This is a genomic window from Streptomyces misionensis, from assembly GCF_900104815.1.
GTDB classification, from domain to species: domain Bacteria; phylum Actinomycetota; class Actinomycetes; order Streptomycetales; family Streptomycetaceae; genus Streptomyces; species Streptomyces misionensis.
Window position 1 is genome coordinate 17652 of record NZ_FNTD01000005.1, and the last position, 18183, is coordinate 35834.

The window sequence follows — 18183 nt, forward strand, 5'->3', positions numbered from 1 at the left end:
AGTCCGGGCGGGCGCGGCTGGGGTGAGGGGATCGGGTCTGACGGGCCGGGGTGATCAGGCTCCGGTGCTCAGCAGCTCGTCGGCGTGGCACAGGACCGGGCCGATCAGCAGGCCGATCCCGTTGACGGTCCAGCGGCCGCCGGTGAGCGGGCCGGGCGGCACCTCGTCGACGATGCGGCCGGTGCGGCCCGCCGCGCGGGGGTCGTCCTCACAGCTGACGATCAGGACCTCTTCTCCTGCTTCGAACATCGCGTTCCTTCTTCCTGGCTGAAGTGGTGGGTGGCCCGTCCGGGCCGAGCCGCATTTGGGCCTGTTAGGGGTAACAGGCCCAACAGGATTTGAGCTGGGGTTACTCGTCGTCTCCGCCATCGTCGCCGAAGCCCTTGGCCATCTTGCGTTCGTGGCGGCGTTCGCCGTATGCGCCGGCCTCGCGGACGCCGTCGCGGGCCAGGCCGATGCCTTCCTTGCCGAGGTCGGCGACGGAGCCGACGGCACTGGCACCCGCTGCGGCGACCTGTCCGGCGGCCATGGCGGTGGCGCCGATGGCGTTGAAGAACGCGGCGGCCGCGCCGCCTCCGCCCCGGGGGACGCGGGCCTGGCCTCCGCCGTTGCCGCCGTTGGCCTGGGCGAACGCCTGAGCGGCCTTGCCGCCCCCGGCCGCGATGGCCTTGCCGTCACCGAAGGAGATGATCTCCGCCTGGACGGCCTTGCCGGTGGGGAGCTTGCCGTGGACCCGCCCGGTCTTGCCGGGGGCGGCGAGGGCCTGGAGCTCCTCCTTGCTGACGGCCTGGACCTGGAAGACGCAGTCCGCCGGGCGGGCGCGGCGACCGTGCTCGCCCTTGTAGCGGTGCTTGCGCCCGCAGGATCCCAGCACCCCGGCCGGAGTGACGTACAGGCGGATGACGACGCCTCGTTTGCCGGGTTCCTCGGGGCAGTCGACGGCCGTGCCGTCGAAGGTGGGCGTGCCCTTGAAGACGATCTGGAGCGGGCCGGCCATCAGCGCGTGCCCTTGCTGCGGCTGGCCGCGCCGAAGGCGGCTGCTGCGGCACCCCGGCCTCGGGGCGTCCGGCCGCCCGCCCCGGCCCCGGTGGCCGGGGCGGGCGCGGTGGCGCCGGCGGCCGGGCCGCCGAGCGAGATGATCTGTGCGTCCAGGCGCCGCCCCGAGGGCAGGGAGCCGCGGACCCTGCCCGTGCGCCCCTGGGCGAGGAGGATCTCCAGGTCGCTGGTGTCGAGCTGGCCGACGGTGAACATGCACTCCGCGGCACTGGAGGAGTCGGCGAGTCCGTGGGAGTAGTGCTCGCGGCCGCAGGAGCCCACGACCCCGGCCGTGGTGCCGGTCAGCGTGAGGACGCCGCCCGGGCCGCGGAAGCGGGCCTCGGGGCAGGTGACAGGCTCGCCGTCGACGAGCGGGGAGGCGCGGAAGACGATCTGCACGTACACGTCAGTTCTCCTTCCAGGTACCGGTGCCGGTGAATTCGAAGGTGCCGGACTTCTTGCGGCGGCCGCCGCCGCACAGCACGCGCAGGACGAGCAGGCCTCCGAGGAAGATGCCGACGACCTTCAGGACGAGCACGGTGGCGGCCCACACGCCTGCGGCGGCCGCGCTGATGCCCGCGCCGACGGCCGGGCCGTAGAGGGCGGCCCCGGCGGTGATGGCGCCGCCTCCGGCGAGGTAGGCGACGGCCTTGATCTTGCGGCTGTTGGCGGTGAGCCAGTCCGGCAGGCCGCGCCGTGCGGCGGTCGCCTTCTCCGTCTCGGCCGGGGCGCCGGCGGGGGCGAGCGGAGCGAGGGGGACGACCTCGTACTCGACGCGGGCGCCGCCGTCCGGGGTGGTGTGGTGGATGGTCCTGAGGGTGTAGCCGGGCGGCGGGACCGGCACGGTCGGAGCGGCCGGCGCGGTGGCCGCGCCCGGGGTGGTCTCGAAGGCGGATTCGATGAGCCGGGCCTCGGCCAGGACCTGGCGGAGGAAGTCGGCGTCGGCCGGGGCGGGGTTGGACTGGGCGGCAGTGGTCTCGTTCACGGGAACTCTCTCTCGATCGGGCCGGGGAAGGGTGGAGCAGCCGGTGACCGGCGTGTTCGGCACCCCTCCTCGCGTGATCGTTTTGGGATGGTTTGGGGCCAGTGGCGGCACCCGGGGCGGCGGGCATCTGTGCAGGTCAGCGCGTAGGGCGGACCTTGTGGCGGGGGCGTGGACCCTGTGGCGGCGCCCTGGGGTGCCGGGCGCCGCCACGGGGAGCGCCATGTGCTGTGACCTGCGCTTTTGGCGGGCGCCCTAGGTCCCGCCCTGGGGGTCATTTGTGGGCATTACGGGCGGCTTTGACGGCGGCCTCGATGTCCTTGCGGTGGAAGCCGGAGCCCTTGATCTCGCGGCCGTCGGGGCCCTTGCCGAAGCGCATGCCGGTCTTGGCGGTCAGCTCCGCGCCGGTGCCCTCCAGGGCCTCCTCGATGTCGGCGGCGAGGAGCTTGCCGACCCGGGCGGTGTAGGTGGCGTCGGCCTCGCCGTCCCGCTGCCCCCACTTCTCGGGGTCGTGGTCGGTGAGGTAGGCGCGGACGTCGGCCATCGTGATCCGGTCGGCGTCCGCGTCGATCGCGTCGAGCAGCAGCTCCAGGATGCTGACCTTCACGAGGGTGCCGACGCCGCCGGCGTGGGTGGCCGGGGCGGGGCGCCCGGATCCGGTGGGGCCGCCCGCGAGGGAGGACTCTCCGGTGACGGCGACGAGGTAGTTCTCGATGTGGTCCTCGAACTGGCCCGGCGCGCGGCCCAGTTCCCGGCGCAGTTCGATCCCGGCCGCGATCAGGTCGGCGGCGCCGTCGAATTCCTCGTCCTCGATGAAATAGGAGCGGATGAGTTCGCCGGGTGCGCCGTCGATGTCGACGATGGCGCCGCCCTTGAGGGATTCGGGGATTTCGTGGGCGCGCAGGCCCGCGCCGGTCGCGCCGTCCTTGAGGATGGCGTTGGTCTGGATGGCGCCGCCGGTGCGGGTGGCCGCCCGGGCTCCGGTGTTGGACTTGTAGCCGCGCGGAACGGTGTTGGCGTCCGGGTCCTGGGTGGAGATGAGGACCGTCATGTTCAGCGCGGCCGCGAACGCGGCGATCTCTTCAAGGAGTTCGGCGATCCGGTCGCACGCCTTGATGGTGCGCTTTCCGTCCTCGTCGCTCGGGTCGGGGATCCGCATCGACGAATTCGCGTACTGCTTGTATTCGTCGATGATGAGGATTTCCAGCGGGAAGTCGGCGAGGTCCTTCTCTCCGAACTTCGCGCGGCCCTGGTCCTCCAGGACGCTCTCGCGCCGGTACGCCTCGCGCAGGAATCCTTCCAGCAGGTCGATGAGGCGGTCGGGGCGGCGGCCGAAGAACGTGGAGCAGATTGGGGCGTAGCCGCGGTGCTCGCCGGGCTTGGCTCCGGCGACCAGGCGCAGGTTGACGCGCGGGTCCAGGCCCAGGCCGCAGATGAGGTTGCGCAGCAGCATGCCCTTGCCGGTGCGGGACATGCCGCCCAGCAGCGCCATGACGTGGCGCAGCTTGAGGTGGACCGGCAGGCCACGTCGGTTGAACCCGATCAGGATGCCGCGGTTCCACACGTCCTGCTGCTCCGGCTCCTGGACGAGCGGGGAGACGCGGGGCTGCCCGAACGGGTCGGAGGTGCAGTACCAGAAGGAGACGCGGGTGGGGGAGCCGTCCTGCTTGATGTCGAGCCAGTGGCCCTCGATGTCGAGGGCGCCGGCGATGGCCTCCTTCTTCTCGATGAGCTTGCTCACCTGGATGTCGTCGGGGAGCTTGAACTTGGCCTCGACGCCGTTGATCTCGGCCGGGCGGATCGGCTCCAGCAGGGTGATCTGGTGCTCGTCCTTGGTGAACACCTTCGCGGTGCGCAGCACCCGGTTGAGGAGGTCGTCGGTGAGCGGGGCGTGGTCGGCAAGCGAGGAGGCCGGCACGTTGAACGCGGCGGACAGCGACGTGTCGGGGTTGCGGCGGTGGTGCTCGCGCAGGCCCAGGGCGGACAGGACGCCGAGGGTGAGCATGGCGGCCGGGGAGGCGGCGAGCAGGCCGTAGACCTGGGCGACGGCGACGGCGGCCGCGATGACGGTGAGCACCGCGGTGACGCCGCCGACGAGCATCGGCTCGCGGCGCCGCCCGCGGGCGGCCTCGGTGCGTTCCTCGCGCAGCGCCGCGATGATGTCCGGGTTCATCTTCTTGCGGCGGGCGGTGTCGACCATGTCCGCGTATTCCTGGGCGGTGTAGTAGTGCCAGGCGTCGCGGGCACCGGCCGCCACGCCGATGCTGGAGAGGCGGGTCATCTGCCAGGCGTAGACGTGGGTGTGTCCGGCGTGCCAGGCGAGCTTATGCAGGAACACCTTCTTGCGGTGGGCCCACGCGGCGGAGTCGAAGGTGCCCGCGGGGAAGGCGTGCTTCCAGTGCCAGCCGTCGGAGTCCGCGGACTGGGGCAGGGGGGCCGGGAGGCCGTCGTGCTCCTGGCCGTCGTCGTCGAAGACGAGTCCGCCGGCTTCCGGGGCGGCGACGGGGATGTCGCGGGGGGTGCCGGTGGTGGCGTCCGCCATCCCGGCCCGGGTGCCGCGTACGGCGTCGCGGGCCGACTTCTCCAGCCGGTCCCGCTTCTCGGGGGTGAGGCCCTCGAACAGGCTGGAGAGGTCGTCGGGAATCCGCTCGTCGCCCGGGCCGCCGGGTGACGACTCGGGGGAGATGTCCGTCATGCTGAGCTTCCTCGCTCTCGAAGATTCAGGGGGTGGAGGGACGCGGGGCCCGGGCCGGGCAAGCTGCGGGCCCCGCGATCGGCAGGTGGCGCTAGAGCGCCCGGCGGAGCTTGGCGTCGGCCTTCTCGGAGGCGGCCTTGCGTGCGGCCTTCTCGGCCTTCAGGCGACGCATGGCGTTCGCTTCCTTCTTGGCCCGGGCGGCGGCCGCGAGCATCTGCGGGCCCCAGAGCCCGGCGGCGACCATGCCGCCGCCGGTGAGCAGGGCGGTCAGCCAGCTGAAGGTGAGCATCGGCGTGACGCCGGGGACGCCGCGCCAGATGACGACGTAGGTCGCGGCGGGGACGAGGACCGCAAGGCGCCAGGGCATGCGGCGGGAGGTCTTGGCGGCGGAAGCGCTCACTGCGCGATCTCCTTCGGGTTCGTGTTCGGGCCGTTCTCGTCGTCGGGCTGGGTGGCGAGGCCGCCGCACTCCGGGCAGGGGGCCACGGGGCGGCCCATGACCAGGTAGCGGAGCTGGGTCACCCAGGGCTCTGGCAGCAGGAGCACCCCCAGCACGGTCAGCAGCGCGATGACGAGCGCGCCGTTCCAGGCCGCCGAGGAGGTGGTGTCGAGCGGGATCGTGTAGCCGTCCTGCCAGGCGAGGGTTCCGGCGGCGTCGCCGGCGCACAGCGCGAGCAGCATGTGGGCCAGGGCGACGGCGAGGCCGGCCACGCGCCGGGCGGCGCGGATCAGGTGCGTCATGTGCGTGGTCCGTTCCGGGATCGGGCGCGGCGGCTCAGGCCGCATCGCGCTGCTTAGGGAGGGTTGGACCTGTTGGGTCCAACAGGTCTTGGGGGAAGAGGGCGTTCTCGTCGGCGAGGAGGGCGGCCTGGTTGCGGGCCTCGCGCTCGCGGGCGGTCTTGTTGCGGCGGCGGACGTAGCAGCCGCGGCACAGGACCATGACCTTCTCGACGGGCAGACCGATCGCGTCCCGGTCGGAGACCTCCGGGTCGATCGGGGCCACCAGGAGCGGGGCGCGGTGCTCGCCCCGCTCACGGCAGCGCTTGCCGGTCTTGTGCCAGCGGGCCTTGTCCCCGTCGCCCAGGCCGCAGTTCCCGGCCGCGTCGAGGTCGCACTCGCAGTACCCGTTGCTGCGCTCCACGGCCGCCTCGTAGACGGTTCCGGCTAACGCTGCGGGAATCGTCATCGGGTGATTCCCCTCTCGGCGAGCACGGCCGTCAGGAACTCACGGGCGGTTCCGGGACGGCACCCGAGGTGCCGGGCCATCTGCCGGTTGGAGGGGTGGCGCTTGAGGTTCTTGCCCTCCTCGGCGGCCGCGTCGACGAGCGCGCGAGCCTTGGCGAGCCGGTCGTCCGCGACCTTTTCCCGGACCTGCTCCTGGGCCTCGTCCGACTGCGTCCCGCCCTCGGCCTCGGGTGCGTCCGGGGAAGGGGCCGGAAGCGGCTCCTGCCCTTGCGGGAAGCGGGTTGTAGCCGTTTCGCTTCCCGTGTCGGCAAGGCCTCGGGACGCGGTCAGCGGATGCACCGGGACGCGGTGCGCGATCCACTGTCCGTCCGGCCCGGGAACCGCGAGCGCGACCGGGAGGTACGGAGCCGGGATCACCTCGGGCACGTCCTCGGCCACAGGTTCAGGAACCGTTTCCGGCTCCGGCTCGACGGCGGTGGGAACCACCGCGGCCGGGGCGGGCACCGTGCGCGAGAACCGAGTGCGTCCGTCCCAAGCCAGGGCCTGGGCCCGGCGGAACGACGCCCGGCGCGAGGCGCGGATCTCGCGGATCGACGGCTCCCCGGGCGCCGCGCCGTTCGCCCGCTCCCACGCCTTGGCGTACGCCGCGTCGAGGTCGAGCCCGGTGTTGTCGGCGATCCGGCGGGCGCGGCGCACGAGGATCGGGTGCCGGCGGCGCAGCCGCTTCCAGCGGGCGATGTCCTCGGCGGTGCGGCCGGAGACGGCGGCGCGCTTGGAGCGCATCACCACCCACCACAGGATCAGCGCGGCGAGCGAGGCCCCGGCGTAGGCGCACGCCCGGTAGATCCCGGCCGCCGAGCTGTCCTCGATCAGGTGCCCGGCTCCGTTGATGGAGGCGGCGACCACCGCCGTGGTCCAGGTCGCCCGCATCAGCCACCGGTAGGGGCGCTTCTGCTCGATCGCCTGGCCGGTGAGCCCGGCGAACGTCAGCGTCATGCCCTCGGTCAGGACCGGGACGCCGGGGGCGGTCCAGCTCATTCCGAGGTGCGCGGCCGCCCCGGCCTGGCCGGTCCAGCCGACTACCAGGGAGACCAGCACGACGGGCAGGCCCCACAGCGGCATGTGGTGGGAGAGGCGTACGACCATCGCGTCCAGGCGGGCACGGCGGTCCTTGCGGGCCTTGGCGCGCATCTTCTGCCGCTCGGCCTTGCGTTGCAGCGCGAGGCTGACCTTGGCGTTCTTGGCCTCGGTCTTCAGGCGCCGCTTGTGCTCGCGGTCGCGGCGCTTCTCCTCGGCCTCCTCGCGGCGGTCGGCGCGGTCCTCGGCGCGGCGAGCCTGCAGGTTGGCCCGGCGTTCCTGGCCCCGGCTGGAGGGGAGCGGGGCCTTAGCGAACGGCGGTTCGTTCGGGTCGTGGCCGTTGACGGGGGTCTCGGTGCTGTAGGTCGTCACCGGCCTACGGCCTCCTTCCGGATCGGGGTGCGGGACAGGTGGATGCGGGCGGTGGTCCGGAGCGCGGCGCGGATCGCGCGGCGCAGCGGCCGGCCGCGGCGGGCCAGGTTGACCCGGGCGGCCGGGTGGGGCGTCCCGAGCTCGGCGAGCACGACGTAGGAGTCGTAGTCGGCGGCGGTCCAGTCGTGGCTGACGCCGTTGTGGAAGATCAGGGCCGCGTTCATGCGACGGCTCCCTTCGTCTCGGTGCCGGTGCCGGCGTCGGTGGCCGGGCCGTGGGGGTCGATGCCGAACAGCTCGGCGTGGCGCAGCAGCAGCCCGGAGACCTCACGGACGGAGGCGGCGGTGTCGCTGCTGAGCAGTGCGAAGGCGATCTCCGTGACCGCCTCGGTCACCGCCTCGCGGTGGAAGGCGAAGGCCAGGGACTCGGCGGTCAGCGCGGCCAGGGCGGTCTCGGTGTCTTTGATCGCCGTGTCGCGCTGGGAGCGGATGGTCTCCAGCTCGCCGGGCAGCTCCTGGAGGCGCTTGGCCGTCTCGATCTGCTCCAGCGCCGGGCGCTCCAGCCGCTCCAGGAGGGCATCGATCTCACCCGCGGTGGGCGGTGCGGCCAGCGGCGGCGGGGTGGTCTGGTAGATCTTCCAGCCGAGCGGGTCGGGGTCCGGGTCCGGCGTCGGCTTCCAGGTGGCGTCCGGGTGCGGGGTCGCGGCCTGGGCGGAGGCCCGGTCGCGGTGGGCGCTGCGCACCTTGCCCTCGTGGAGGACCACGTCGATCGGGGCGTCGGCCGCGTCGAAGGCGTACTTCGTCGCGCCGACCAGCAGCTCGACCAGGCGGTGGAGGTCGGTGTTGCGGGCCTCGGCGGCGACCAGCTCGGTCCGCAGCGACTCGGTGGTGGCCTCGGAGGTTTCCAGGTCGGTCTCCAAGACGGAGGCGAGTTCGGCGCCCTCCTTCAGGGCCCGGAGGGTCTTCGTGCGGATCATCCGGATCATGCGGCGGGCTCCCGGGTCTCGGAGGGGGCGACGGGCGGGTTGTTACGCAGGTGCTGGTCGACCACGCGGTGCAGCAGGCGGGCGCTCACGCCGAGCGCGCCGAGCCACAGCAGGCACTTGGTGACCTGGGCGACGGCGGTGACCAGCGCGGTCAGCGCGTCCAGGAGGACGGTTCCGGAGCCGTAGGCCAGCGCCGCGAGCAGCGGGACCAGGAGCAGCAGCATCTGCGAGGGCATCCGGCCCGTGAGGTCGAGGCCGGCGCGGACGAGGTCGCGTAAGGCGAGGGCGGGGCGCGTCATCGCGGTCACCTGCCGGTCCGGGCGGTGGCGACCTTCTCGGACGCCTCCTCCCACTCGGCGGCCGCGCGGAGACGGCTGATCGTCTCCGTGTCGCGGACCGACCACTCGTCGGGGTTCGAGCTGACGCGCTCCAGGACGTCGGCCAGGAGCTGGCGGGTGGTGTCGGTCATCAGGCCACCGCCCCGAGGTCGATGTCGACGAGGCCGGCGGCGTACTCCAGCTCGTCGAGCTCCTCCAGGAGGACGACGGTGAGGTCGGCGCGGCGGCTGACCTGCTTGGGCTTGAGGAAGCCCGTCTCGACCATGTCGGCGAGGGCGTCCTCGCGGGCCTGGCGGGCGGCGCGGCCCTCGATCCCGACGGGCGGCCCGAGGACCAGCTCGACGTCGATGCCGAGGATCTGCGAGGCGTCGGTGCGGAGCTGGAGGGCGGCGGCAAGAGTGCCGGCGCCCGGGTTGGGGATACTGATCATCGCGGTTCCACTCCCTGCTGAGTTGGATTCCGAAGTGGCCCCGGGGGCGTTGCACCGCCTGATCCGGGGCCGCGCCCATTCGGGCGGGGGTTGTCGTGCACGGCCAGACGGCCACGGCCACGGCACATCCCCGTACAGGCGATGCGCCGGGCCGAATCTGTCTGGACGTACCTCTCGCTGGCGGCCCACATGGCCTTCTGACCAGCGCGAAGGTTGCTCTCTGCCTCGTTGCACTCTGTTGAGTTCTTCTCGGTACACCGGGCTCGGTACAACTCCGAGGCGGTCCGGTGTCGCCGTTTTCGGCATGGCTGTGCCGTCACACTTCGTGAGCTGGACTCACTCGGCGTCGCCTTGCCGGGACGACATTCCCAGGATTGCGGTCCCCTGTCAATCACACCCGGGACGACAATCCCGAGATTGAAGGGGTCTGTCGCCTAATCCTGGGATTGTGGTTCACTGGGTGCGCCGAGAAGGAGGAGATCACCGGACATGCCACCCAAGTGGAAAGCCCTCGCCGACGAGATCGCCGCGAAGATCACCAGCGGCGAGTACGCGCCCGGCGATCGCCTGCCCAAGATCGAAGACCTGGTCAGCGCGGGGAAGGGATCGAAGTCGACGGTCCATACCGCGTACAAGTCGCTGGAAGCGGACGGTCTGGTGATTGCGTCGCGTGGCCACGGGACGGTCGTACGGGAGCGCACCACCCTGGCGACCGCCGCCGACCGCGAAAGGCACAGCAGGGCCACCGGATCATCATGGCGAGCTGGCGAGCGCTCTGACTCGCACATGGCGGGGGTCGTCGCTGCCCCCGAGGATGTGGCTGAGGCCCTGGGCATCGCGCCTGGCGATCAGGTGCTTCGGCGCTCCCGGACCTACCGCGACGAGCACGACAACAGCGTCATCAGCCACTCGACGTCCTGGATCCCGGAGGTATTCGCCGAGGAACTGCCCGAACTGGCCATGGGGCGGCGGCTTAGCAGCGGGACGTCGATCGACCTGATCACACGCCACACCGGCCGCCCTGTGGCCCGCCGATACAGCTCCATGTGGGCCCGGCTCACGACGCCGGCCGACGCCGGACCACTGGAGATCCCCGAAGACACCAAGGCAGCGGTCATCGTCCTGACGGTCCGAATCGTCGACACCAGCGGCATGACGATCGAGTACGGCGTAGATGTCGGCGGCCCTGGCCGCCGCTGGACCAAGGAAGAGGTCGGCGAATGACCACGCTGCCCCTCGACGACACCCTCGTCCAGGTGCTGGAGACCAAGCTCGGCTCTCTCCTGCAGGCGCAACGCCTCGGTACCTCGACCCCAGAGGACAGGACGGAAATCACCCGAATCATGCGAACGCTGACAGGGCGGAGCGGTCCGGCAAGGCTCATCTTGATGGCTGGTCTCCCCGGATCGGGAAAGACGACACTCGCGCGCGAGCTGGAGCGCAATGGCTTCCTGCGCCTGTCTCCGGACGAACGGGTCTGGCAGGCGCACGGCCACTACGGACGGGACTTCCCGCGTGGGGAGTACCGCGTCAGGGAACGCCCGATCCTCGCTCAGATCGCCGTCGAGCTGCGGACCGCCCTGGCCGCAGGTCACGACGTGGTCATGGATCACGGGTTCTGGACGGTTGAAGAACGCAGGGAGTGGCGCGAGATAGGCGAGCAGGCCGGCGCCGAAGTCGTCCTCCTGTACCTGCCCGGCGATCACGACTCCCTCTGGGACCGGATCAAGGAACGCAACGCCGAGACCTTCGACGACCCGAACGCCATGTACTTCAGCGAGGACGACCTGCGGCGTCATGCTGGCCGCTTCGTCGCGCCAGGGCCAGACGAACCACACCTGACCTACGACGGGCGCCCGGCAACCGTGCTCAGCGCCCTGAGCCGCGGCGACACTCCGGAATCGGCTGGCTGACCCCCAGTGACCGCCGGAGGGAGGAAGATGTCCCGCGAAACGCAAACAGGCCCCCGCGGGGGCCTGTCGATCGCGCTCGCCGGTTGTGGTGGTCGGCGCCGCGATCAAGCACCTGAATGGGAGGTGCCTGCGATGGTCAGCAGGCTACGCGTACCCACTGTCGGTGGGCCAGCGGGACACGGCGACACGCCGGTGGCGGCCCGCGCTTTCCGTGTGGCGGGACGGCTTCGCAAGTTCTCTCCCGGAGAACGGGATCTCGGAGTATCCACGCCGGTGATCCGGTACAACACCACACCGGCGTCCGGCACGATCACCGGATGCGATCACGCTCTATACCAGCTCAGCCCCGGTTTCCCCAACCGGCGATCGGACTCCACCATGTTCGCCATGATTGCTCGCGCCCCGTAACGCCGAGGGCCGCCCCTGCGCCAACAGGAGCGGCCCTCAACTCAACAACTTGACTCAGTCCCCGGCCCGCAAAGCCACAGTTCCTGAGTCGTACGTCGGCGGTAACGCCGGGCTCCCGACCCCACGGGGCCCGGTCACCACCAGCTAGGGTAACCGGCCAGGCGGCCTTTACGCAGCACCGCTCGTAGGCCCGTCCGGTTACCTGCTGATGATCACCGACGTGCGGCTCTCTACCCCGATTGGGAGAGTTCGCACCCCATGCACCGCCCCCTCCGGCTCGCCTCCGCGGAGCCCGCGACGGTAACCGTCGCCACCGCGTACGAAGGCGCCGTGAATATGACTACGCAGTGCTCGAATCCCGGTTTGACCTGCTCCGATAGGGGTGTCCGCTTCGCCGTGTCCACCGCGGCCGCCGAGGCGGTGGCCCGATGAGGAAGCGCACTTCCAAGCCCCAGCGGTTTGCCGCCGTCGAGAACGACTCGATCGATAACCTGTCCTCGCTCCTGGCGGTCGGCCTGCTCACCCGGCTGATCCGTGCCAAGGACGGCGAAGACGTGACGGTCGAGACCCTGTGCGAGGAGTACGCCGAGGGCGAGACCGCGCTGAGCAAGGCTATGCGCATCCTCGTCGAAGGCGCGTACGTCGTGAAGTTCAAGGTTCAGCGCGCCACCAGCGAGCCCCAGCTCGATGTCGAGGGCCAGCCGGTCCTCGACGACAAGGGCAAGCCCGTCATCAAGCGGGGTGGCTCCTGGTACACGACATTCCAGGTCGACGCCCACGGCAAACCGTTCACCGCCGAAGAAGTCGCCGAGGAGTTCGCCGCGATCCTGGCCGGCGGCAACGTCAAGGCCATCCGGGTCGAGCCGGAACGCCTGGACCCGCGCAAAGTCGGAGGCACTGAGGCTGCACCGGCCCCCGCACGACCGACCCCCAAGAATCGGGGGGTCGGTCAGATGGCATCACCGCAGGTCGGACCGACACCCGCTTTTCCGGGGGTCGGTCAGAGCGGGACCGGTCGACCGACCCCCCATCGACCGGGGGTCGGTCAGGGCGGGGCTCTTATTAGGAACAAGACTGTTCTTGAAGACTCTCTCTCCTCCCCCGTCACAGGGGCCCCGGCTGACCCGACCAAGGCCACAACCGAGAGAGAGAACAGCGCTGGGCGGAAGACGACCATGGCGGCCGCCGCTGCCGAGTCGGCTCCGGTGCCGGGGCAGCGGCAGGAGCCGGACGAGCTGGAGCCGAAGATCGGCAAGGTCGTCGAGGCTTATGTCCTGGCGCTGAACGGCGTGTACCCGCTGCAGTCGGTTGTTCAGCGGCTCCGCGCCGAGGCCCGTGAGCTGCTGGCGCTGAACTGGCCGGTCGAGCATGTTGCGAAGCTCGCCGGGCAGCTGCCGGGGCTGGGCTACTCCAGCCTGACGCGTCACGCCGAGCACAACCCGCCGCCGGCCCCGAAGCCGATGCCCGGGGGAGCGGTGCCGTGGTGCGGCAACTGCGACTCTCCGGAGTACCGGTGGATCGCGCCCCGCGAGGGCAGTCCGCGCCGGTGCCCGGAGTGCAACCCGGTCGTCGTTTTCGCGACGGCCTGACCCACCCGTACACGAAGACGGGCCGCCCCCTGGCCGGGGCGACCCGTTGCGATCAACCACATCCCGAAGTCATGGAACAGGAGATCGGAATGACCACGGTAGTCACTCAGCGCCCCGACCACCACGAGGAGGACCCCGGCGGCGGCTTCCACCGGTCCGTCCTGCCGCAGAACATCGAGGGCGAGCAGTCGGTGCTGGGCGGGCAGCTGCTCAGCCGCGACGCCATCGCCGACTTCCTCGGCTCGCCGATGACACCCGCGGACTACTACCGGCCCGCGCACGAGACGATCCAGCAGGCGATCATCAAGCTCTACGGCGATGGTGAACCCGTCGACCCGATCACGGTCGCCGCCGAGCTGACCAAGTCCGGCGACATCACCCGGGTCGGTGGCGCCGCCTACCTGCACGCCCTCGTCCAGGCCGTGCCGACCGCGGCGAGCGTGGAGTACTACGCCGAGATCGTCCACGACCTGGCCGTACGCCGCCGCCTCATCGAGGCCGGCACCCGGATCCAGGCCATGGCCTGGTCCGGCGAGGGCGAGGTGGCCCAGGTCTCCGACGCCGCCCAGGCCGAGATCCACGCAGCCACCGAGATCGCTCAGGCCGCCGATCCCAAGCGCCCCGGCGAGGGCAGCCTGGCCTCCACCATCGACGAGCTGCAGGCGATCCAGAACCGCAACGGTGAGCTCACCGGGGTGTCCACCGGCTTCAAGGACCTCGACCTCCTGACCCAGGGCCTCCAGCCGGGCCAGTTGGTCGTCGTCGCCGCTCGCCCGGCCATGGGCAAGTCCACCCTCGCGCTCGACTTCGCCCGGGCGTGCTCGATCCGTGACGGCCTGCCCAGCGTGTTCTTCTCGTTGGAGATGGGCATCTCCGAGATCAACATGCGGATGCTGTCCGCCGAGGCCCGCGTCGGCCTGCACAAGATGCGCTCCGGGAACCTCACCGAGGACGACTGGAAGGCCATCAGCCGCAGGACCCCGGCCATCGAGGCCGCGCCGCTGTTCCTCGACGACTCCGCCGACCTGACCATGCTCCAGATCCGCTCGAAGTGCCGGCGCCTGCAGCAGAAGCACGGGCTGAGCCTGATCGTCGTGGACTACCTGCAGCTCATGGAGTCCGGCAAGCGCGCGGAGAACCGCGTGGTCGAGGTCGGCCAGATCTCCCGGGGCCTGAAGAAGCTCGCCAAGGAGCTCAGCGTGCCGGTCGTCGCCCTGTCCCAGCTCAACCGCGGCTCCGAGCAGCGCACCGACAAGCGTCCCCAGGTCTCCGACCTGCGTGAGTCCGGCTCGATCGAGCAAGACGCCGACATGGTCATCCTGCTGCACCGCGAGGACGCCTACGAGAAGGAGTCCCCGCGCGCGGGCGAGGCCGACCTGATCGTCGCCAAGCACCGCAACGGGCCCACGGCGACGATCACCGTGGCGTTCCAGGGCCACTACTCGCGCTTCGTGGACATGGCCCAGACCTGACCAGACCCTGAACCCGCGAACGTTGTCCGCTCGCCCCCGGCGCACTCACGTGCCGGGGCGTCGTCGTCCCCCGACCCAACCGGCTATTAACAGGCCGCTGCGCCCGGACACCACGGTGTTCGGTGCGGCTCGCACCGCACCCAACACCCCACGTCAGAGCACCTCTCGTGCCCGGCCTGGGTAACCGCCCGGCGAGCGCGGGCGGCACGGTGCCGTTCAACGCCCAGGCCAGCATACGGTCCCACTGCGACGGTCACCGTGGCCTTCCAGGGGCATTACAGCCGGTTCGTGGATATGGCCCAGACCTGAGCCCGCGACAGTGACCGCTTCTGGTGGCAGGCTGCCGCTCGTCTAGTCACACAGACCGCCCTCGGCGCACTCCCGCGCCGAGGGCGTGGCACGTTCTGGCGGCTGTCGAGGTTCAGTCGGCCCAGCGCGTGGCGAAGATCTGGGCCTGGGCTTCTTCTTCAGCGGTGTCGGCGGTGCGCTCGTAGTGGCAGACGAGGCATTGGCCGACGCCGACACCCATGCCGTAGTCGTCCTGATGTTCAGAGCTGAAGGACTCGTAGCCGCAAACGGGGCAGTACTGCAGGTCGAGGCCCTCGGGGTTGTGCTTCGGGTGGTAGGGCTCGTGGAGTCCGGCTGCGGCCTCCGCACGGCGGGCGGCTTCTTCGTCGCCGATGCGCAGGAGCAGGGCGGCTGCGCGGGCCCGGGAGTGGGCATCGGCGTCGCTGGCCTCCTCCCAGGCCCGGTCGGCGTGCTCGGAGCTGAGACAGCGCAGGGCGATGTGGTCGTCCAGGGCGAGCAGGGCGTCGATGTGTCGGCGTTCCAGGGCGCCAGTGCCGCTGGCGTGGCGGACCGGCTGTGTGCGGCGCAGTCCGTCGCGCAGGGTCTCGACGTCGATACGGGTGTCGAGCGGCGGCAGCGGTGGGAAGTCTTCGACCCATGGCCACGGCGTGCCGGCTGGGGCGGCGGCCGGCTTGTCCGGCTCGGGGTCGGGCAGGACGAAGACACCGGTCTGTCCGGGGTCGGCGGGGGCCTTCTCCGCCTCCTCGATGACCTTCAGCAACGCCGAAGCGGATTTGATGCGGCCGTCCGGGTAGGCGAGCTGGGTTGGCCACTCGTGGGCGACGATCGCCGCCAGGCCGTTGGTGAGGGCGGTGTCGAAGGCGCCGGCGGCCGCGGCTGCCGTGGGGGCCAGCTCCAGGTCGGTGGTGCACTTGGCGTAGGTCTCTGCGCGCTCGCTCTGCATGGCGTCATCATCATCGCGTCCCCGGTGTCTGGGACAGGAAATTCTGTTAACAGGCCGTTGCGCCCACCTCCAAGAGGTGATGGGTGCGGCTGGTACCGCACCCATCACCCCAGCTCAGAGCACTTCTCCGCCCTACTCCCGCGCGGATGATCTTGACCCCCTCGCGCTGGAAGCGGAGCCGTGGCCCGGGCCAGAGACAGCGGGCAGCCGGAACGGCAGGTCATGCGCCGGACAACATCCGTCGAGCGCAAGGGCCTGTTAATAGCCCGGAGGGAGGGAGGCGCGGCCTGCCACCCATTCGGGTGACAGGCCGCGCCGTGGGCTGACTCTGGGGGGAACATGCAGGTCAGAACCTAGAAAGGAGCCCTTCGGGCACGACTTCCAAACCCCATCGGCTCCGCCGATGAACACAGACGCGCTTCGCGCGGCGACTTACAAGAGCGGGGCGGCGCGTCCCTGGGCGACGCTGTGCGCCTCTCATACGCTGATCCGCACTCCTCTGGACGCCGACGTCGAGATAGACGCCCTGAACGCCCTTCCAGCCCCGTCTCGGGCTTGTCTGCCTGATCCCTCGTCCCCGGAGCGCCGGTATCGACCAGGTCAGGGCGGTGTATGCGGTAGCTCATCCGCAGATGCGATGTCGAGGACGTCCGCCGGCCCCGTCCGCGATCCGCGGACACGACCCACGGTCGCCGACCGCATGCGGGCCGAACCTGGCATGTGGCCACCTCAGGCCCTTGCTGCCCTATGCCCTCTTCCGGCAGACTAGCGGCCAGGTCTGGCATGCCCGGACCTAGACGAAAGATCGAGTCACTAATTCGGGAAGTATCTGAGAATAGATGGCGTGGTTTATCGGGAAGGTTAAGCCTACGTTGTTTTACAACAACTAGGTATATCCCCGAGGCTACCCAAAAAACCCCCGAATTCCTCTCTTTCCAAGAGTCCTCACAAATCACTTCCCACGGCACTAGGGCGACCCAGGGCTGAGCAACTCCTCGCCCCTCCAGGGTCCTCCAGGCCTCCTGCCGTAGGACCCGCTGCCGAACGCAGCGGGTCCTTGGCATGCCTGCGTGCCTGCCAGCGCAGGCACGCATGTCCGCCCCTTCGTCCCCCGGCCCCCGCCGGTTCGTCAGGACAGGGGGCCTCTGCACTGCCCCCTGCCGGAAAGGCACGGCAGTGCGCATGACTCTGGCTTCCCTTCCCTCCCTTGCTGCGGGCGGTGCAGGGCTGTCTGCTCTCCTGGCAGGAGCACCTTGGTGGGCCGCGCTGCTCGGCTCCGCCGTCATCGCTCTAGTGCCGCCGGTCATTGCTCAGCTACGGGCCTGGTCACGGGACAGGACTGACAGGGAATTTCAGAGAGCGTTTATCCAGTTCGTCAACCAGCTTCCAGAGCCGGAACAAAAAACCCAGGCGATGATCGATTACCGAAGAGCAGAGCCACAACCCTCCACAGGAAACGCTGAACCGACCGGTCAGGACCCTCCGCCACCGAACTCGGCTCAGAATGCGGCGGATCCCCAAGGGCCCTGACAGGTAGGTAACAAGCCGGCCTTGTAGCCGTCTCCGGCTACAAGGCCGCACTGTGCCCGTGATGAACAACGAACCCAGCAGGTCCGTGCCGTATGCCTCGAGGATCAGGTGCACCAGGCGCTCGCCGAACGCGGGCCGATCAGGCTCAGGACGGCCTCGGCCCAGTCCGGGGTGAGCGCCGAAGGGCCAAGGGGATGATCTTAAAGTCCTGGATGCCCTGCCCGCCGGCACCGCGGCGGTCGCCGCCCGCGACGAGGTCCTGGCGCTGCTGGAGGAACTGCACGCCGCCCGTCACGGCCACACCGGTTAGGGCCGTTGGTTCCAACAGGTCTGACAGGGCGTGATCAGGTGTTTTCCCGGCCCTCCGGGATCCAGCGTGATGGCCGGGCCACGATGGGCTGTTGCCGGGCTTATGTGTGGGCGAGCTCCTCCAGCAGCGCGTCGAGGAACTCCGGGTCGCCGTCCTCTTGGAGACCGATCTGTGCGCAGGTCATGCCGGCGGCGTGCAGGCGGTTGCGGGTGGTGGCGTGTCCGGGGTGGAGACGTTGAAGGTGTTGTGCGTGCGGGGTGGCTTCCTCGGTGCGGTCGAGGAGCGCGATGAGCTGACCGGTGGTGAGGTGGGTGTGGCCGGTGGCGGCGAGGGCGCGTTGCACGGCCCGGTCGTAGGCGTTCATGGGCGTCCACCGTAGCTGGGATCGGTCCGCCCCGGGCTAGGGCGTTGACCGCACCGCGAGCTCGACGGGCCCGGCCTCGCCGCCCGACTGCGCGCGCTGCGCCTGATCCTCGACTCCTACGGCGCCGACCCGCCCGCCGGCACCGCGGCGCCCGCCGCCCGCGACGAGGTCCAGGCGCTGCTGCAGGAACTGCACGCCGCCCGCCACGGCCTGACGGATTAGGAGCGTTAGGTCTAACAGGTCCGA

Annotated in this window: 21 protein-coding genes; 4 read left to right on the forward strand and 17 right to left on the reverse strand. The window is 70.6% G+C overall.

The features are described from left to right. Positions 1-54: 54 nt before the first annotated feature. The 14 genes from BLW85_RS37910 to BLW85_RS37970 all read right to left on the reverse strand — a co-directional run bounded on the left by BLW85_RS37910 (position 55) and on the right by BLW85_RS37970 (position 9099). Complete coding sequence (locus BLW85_RS37910) at positions 55-249, reverse strand: hypothetical protein (RefSeq protein ID WP_074996400.1); 195 nt, start codon at positions 247-249, stop codon at positions 55-57. 100 nt (positions 250-349) lie between these two features. Continuing rightward, the gene (locus tag BLW85_RS37915; RefSeq protein ID WP_074996401.1) at positions 350-997 is read right to left on the reverse strand and encodes a hypothetical protein; all 648 of its coding nucleotides are present in this window, start codon (positions 995-997) and stop codon (positions 350-352) included. Next, positions 997-1440 carry a hypothetical protein gene (locus tag BLW85_RS37920; RefSeq protein ID WP_074996402.1) on the reverse strand — a complete coding sequence of 148 codons (444 nt, stop codon included), beginning with the start codon at positions 1438-1440 and terminating at the stop codon, positions 997-999. Before BLW85_RS37920 ends, BLW85_RS37915 begins: the two co-directional genes overlap by 1 nt. A 1-nt stretch (position 1441) precedes the next feature. Then, positions 1442-2020, reverse strand: a complete 579-nt coding sequence (locus BLW85_RS37925) for a hypothetical protein (RefSeq protein WP_074996403.1) — start codon at positions 2018-2020, stop codon at positions 1442-1444. A gap of 271 nt (positions 2021-2291) precedes the next feature. Further along, positions 2292-4712: a hypothetical protein gene (locus BLW85_RS37930; protein WP_074996404.1), complete on the reverse strand. Its 2421-nt coding sequence runs from the start codon at positions 4710-4712 to the stop codon at positions 2292-2294. 91 nt (positions 4713-4803) lie between these two features. After that, positions 4804-5112, reverse strand: coding sequence for a hypothetical protein (locus BLW85_RS37935; protein ID WP_074996405.1), 309 nt, complete (start codon positions 5110-5112; stop codon positions 4804-4806). Then, positions 5109-5453: a hypothetical protein gene (locus BLW85_RS37940; RefSeq protein WP_074996406.1), complete on the reverse strand. Its 345-nt coding sequence runs from the start codon at positions 5451-5453 to the stop codon at positions 5109-5111. The genes BLW85_RS37935 and BLW85_RS37940 overlap by 4 nt, the downstream gene beginning before the upstream one ends. A 34-nt stretch (positions 5454-5487) precedes the next feature. Continuing rightward, complete coding sequence (locus BLW85_RS37945; RefSeq protein WP_143060512.1) at positions 5488-5898, reverse strand: hypothetical protein; 411 nt, start codon at positions 5896-5898, stop codon at positions 5488-5490. Next, on the reverse strand, positions 5895-7346 hold the full coding sequence (locus BLW85_RS37950) for a hypothetical protein (protein WP_074996408.1): 1452 nt from the start codon (positions 7344-7346) through the stop codon (positions 5895-5897). The genes BLW85_RS37945 and BLW85_RS37950 overlap by 4 nt, the downstream gene beginning before the upstream one ends. After that, on the reverse strand, positions 7343-7570 hold the full coding sequence (locus BLW85_RS37955) for a hypothetical protein (protein WP_074996409.1): 228 nt from the start codon (positions 7568-7570) through the stop codon (positions 7343-7345). The genes BLW85_RS37950 and BLW85_RS37955 overlap by 4 nt, the downstream gene beginning before the upstream one ends. Further along, positions 7567-8331 (reverse strand): hypothetical protein, encoded by a 765-nt coding sequence (locus tag BLW85_RS37960; RefSeq protein WP_074996410.1) that lies wholly within the window; start codon positions 8329-8331, stop codon positions 7567-7569. The genes BLW85_RS37955 and BLW85_RS37960 overlap by 4 nt, the downstream gene beginning before the upstream one ends. Then, the gene (locus BLW85_RS37965; protein ID WP_143060513.1) at positions 8328-8630 is read right to left on the reverse strand and encodes a hypothetical protein; all 303 of its coding nucleotides are present in this window, start codon (positions 8628-8630) and stop codon (positions 8328-8330) included. The genes BLW85_RS37960 and BLW85_RS37965 overlap by 4 nt, the downstream gene beginning before the upstream one ends. Positions 8631-8635: 5 nt before the next feature. Then, a complete protein-coding gene (locus tag BLW85_RS39680; RefSeq protein WP_167381487.1) occupies positions 8636-8800 on the reverse strand; it encodes a hypothetical protein in 165 nt (54 codons plus the stop codon). Beyond that, complete coding sequence (locus BLW85_RS37970; RefSeq protein ID WP_074996412.1) at positions 8800-9099, reverse strand: hypothetical protein; 300 nt, start codon at positions 9097-9099, stop codon at positions 8800-8802. Before BLW85_RS37970 ends, BLW85_RS39680 begins: the two co-directional genes overlap by 1 nt. 489 nt (positions 9100-9588) lie before the next feature. Between BLW85_RS37970 and BLW85_RS37975 the strand changes: the two genes are divergently transcribed. The 4 genes from BLW85_RS37975 (at position 9589) to dnaB (ending at position 14481) form a co-directional block, all read left to right on the forward strand. Beyond that, a complete protein-coding gene (locus tag BLW85_RS37975; RefSeq protein WP_074996413.1) occupies positions 9589-10323 on the forward strand; it encodes a GntR family transcriptional regulator in 735 nt (244 codons plus the stop codon). After that, positions 10320-11012: an ATP-binding protein gene (locus tag BLW85_RS37980; protein ID WP_074996414.1), complete on the forward strand. Its 693-nt coding sequence runs from the start codon at positions 10320-10322 to the stop codon at positions 11010-11012. The genes BLW85_RS37975 and BLW85_RS37980 overlap by 4 nt, the downstream gene beginning before the upstream one ends. A gap of 836 nt (positions 11013-11848) precedes the next feature. Continuing rightward, a complete protein-coding gene (locus BLW85_RS37985; RefSeq protein WP_074996415.1) occupies positions 11849-13009 on the forward strand; it encodes a hypothetical protein in 1161 nt (386 codons plus the stop codon). A gap of 89 nt (positions 13010-13098) precedes the next feature. Continuing rightward, entirely contained in the window at positions 13099-14481 is a 1383-nt protein-coding gene (dnaB, locus tag BLW85_RS37990; protein ID WP_074996416.1) for a replicative DNA helicase, read from the forward strand. 421 nt (positions 14482-14902) lie between these two features. On the opposite strand, the gene BLW85_RS37995 is transcribed toward dnaB, so the two are convergent. From BLW85_RS37995 to BLW85_RS39685, 3 genes are all read right to left on the reverse strand, one after another. Beyond that, complete coding sequence (locus BLW85_RS37995; protein ID WP_079172697.1) at positions 14903-15733, reverse strand: hypothetical protein; 831 nt, start codon at positions 15731-15733, stop codon at positions 14903-14905. Positions 15734-17673: 1940 nt separating this feature from the next. Then, positions 17674-17937 (reverse strand): hypothetical protein, encoded by a 264-nt coding sequence (locus BLW85_RS38000; RefSeq protein ID WP_074996417.1) that lies wholly within the window; start codon positions 17935-17937, stop codon positions 17674-17676. Between the two features lie 36 nt (positions 17938-17973). Further along, positions 17974-18132: a hypothetical protein gene (locus tag BLW85_RS39685; protein WP_167381488.1), complete on the reverse strand. Its 159-nt coding sequence runs from the start codon at positions 18130-18132 to the stop codon at positions 17974-17976. Positions 18133-18183: the final 51 nt, after the last annotated feature.

Bases quoted from the DNA above. Each gene is read 5' to 3' on its own strand.
- BLW85_RS37930 (WP_074996404.1), bottom strand. From the start codon at position 4,712: ATGACGGACATCTCCCCCGAGTCGTCACCCGGCGGCCCGGGCGACGAG.
- BLW85_RS37985 (WP_074996415.1), top strand. From the start codon at position 11,849: ATGAGGAAGCGCACTTCCAAGCCCCAGCGGTTTGCCGCCGTCGAGAAC.
- BLW85_RS37975 (WP_074996413.1), top strand. From the start codon at position 9,589: ATGCCACCCAAGTGGAAAGCCCTCGCCGACGAGATCGCCGCGAAGATC.
- dnaB (WP_074996416.1), top strand. From the start codon at position 13,099: ATGACCACGGTAGTCACTCAGCGCCCCGACCACCACGAGGAGGACCCC.
- BLW85_RS37910 (WP_074996400.1), bottom strand. From the start codon at position 249: ATGTTCGAAGCAGGAGAAGAGGTCCTGATCGTCAGCTGTGAGGACGAC.
- BLW85_RS38000 (WP_074996417.1), bottom strand. From the start codon at position 17,937: ATGAACGCCTACGACCGGGCCGTGCAACGCGCCCTCGCCGCCACCGGC.
- BLW85_RS37970 (WP_074996412.1), bottom strand. From the start codon at position 9,099: ATGATCAGTATCCCCAACCCGGGCGCCGGCACTCTTGCCGCCGCCCTC.
- BLW85_RS37915 (WP_074996401.1), bottom strand. From the start codon at position 997: ATGGCCGGCCCGCTCCAGATCGTCTTCAAGGGCACGCCCACCTTCGAC.
- BLW85_RS37960 (WP_074996410.1), bottom strand. From the start codon at position 8,331: ATGATCCGGATGATCCGCACGAAGACCCTCCGGGCCCTGAAGGAGGGC.
- BLW85_RS37955 (WP_074996409.1), bottom strand. From the start codon at position 7,570: ATGAACGCGGCCCTGATCTTCCACAACGGCGTCAGCCACGACTGGACC.
- BLW85_RS37940 (WP_074996406.1), bottom strand. From the start codon at position 5,453: ATGACGCACCTGATCCGCGCCGCCCGGCGCGTGGCCGGCCTCGCCGTC.
- BLW85_RS37980 (WP_074996414.1), top strand. From the start codon at position 10,320: ATGACCACGCTGCCCCTCGACGACACCCTCGTCCAGGTGCTGGAGACC.
- BLW85_RS37965 (WP_143060513.1), bottom strand. From the start codon at position 8,630: ATGACGCGCCCCGCCCTCGCCTTACGCGACCTCGTCCGCGCCGGCCTC.
- BLW85_RS37945 (WP_143060512.1), bottom strand. From the start codon at position 5,898: ATGACGATTCCCGCAGCGTTAGCCGGAACCGTCTACGAGGCGGCCGTG.
- BLW85_RS39680 (WP_167381487.1), bottom strand. From the start codon at position 8,800: ATGACCGACACCACCCGCCAGCTCCTGGCCGACGTCCTGGAGCGCGTC.
- BLW85_RS37995 (WP_079172697.1), bottom strand. From the start codon at position 15,733: ATGCAGAGCGAGCGCGCAGAGACCTACGCCAAGTGCACCACCGACCTG.